At 69.8% G+C, this 798-nt stretch carries 1 protein-coding gene; it reads left to right on the top strand.

Annotated features, from left to right (window positions below; genetic code table 11):
* The coding region (locus E1297_RS48915; protein WP_196223106.1) for a hypothetical protein at nucleotides 1-798 on the top strand (798 nt) is incomplete at both ends.

Genomic DNA, 798 nt, shown 5'->3' with positions numbered 1-798 from the left:
GCCCGGGCCTCGGCCGCTCAAGGGTTTCTGGCCGGGGCGTTCGCGCAGGACCCTGAACTCGCCCTCCTGTGGCGCCGTCTCGCCAGCGTCCTTGAAGCAACCGCCTCCACGCGCCTGCAGGCACTCGGCGTCACCGAACCCGACCTGATCGCCGCCCTCCATGACGAGGCCGGGACCGGATCCGATCCCGCCGCCCTGCGCACCGCTCTCGACGTGCATCGGATCCTGCAAGCCCCGCCGCCGCTCGATGCGGCCGGTCTCAAGCGTCTGGAGGTGCTTGGCAGCGGCACGCTGGAAGTGGCCGAAGACGGTCTGGCAATTGTCGGCCGGGACCGGGAGGCCGACGCGGCCGCACGGGGCCGGCTTGAAAGGTTTCTGGCCCGGATTGCAGGAGACCCCCTGCCCCATGTCCTCAAGCTGAGCGTTGCCCTTGAGGCCTTCCGCATGGTGTTGCCGGGGTCGGGCGGCGTCAGTGAACGGTTGCTTTTGATGTGCGCGGACGCCGCCTTTGCCCGTTCCGATCCCTTGCTGGCGCTGGCACCGGCCGCAGCGCGTGGCTGGATCTTCTGCCCTGCCCTCGCGCTTGAGGTCACCGGTGCGGCCTGGACACCTTATACGCCCGGATTTTCCGGCCGCCTGCTCGCCCGTCTGGCTGTCTGGTCCGAAGCCCAGATCCATCTGATGACCGCCCTGAACAGATGGCGCACCGAAACGGCGGCCGGGTTCCGCGGCCGGAGATCGACCAGCCGCCGCGGTGCGCTGGTGCGTCTGATCACCCGCCGTCCGGTGCTGACGGCA

Source organism: Roseibium sp. RKSG952 (assembly GCF_009711355.1).
This window is presented reverse-complemented; position numbering and strand designations above follow the sequence as displayed.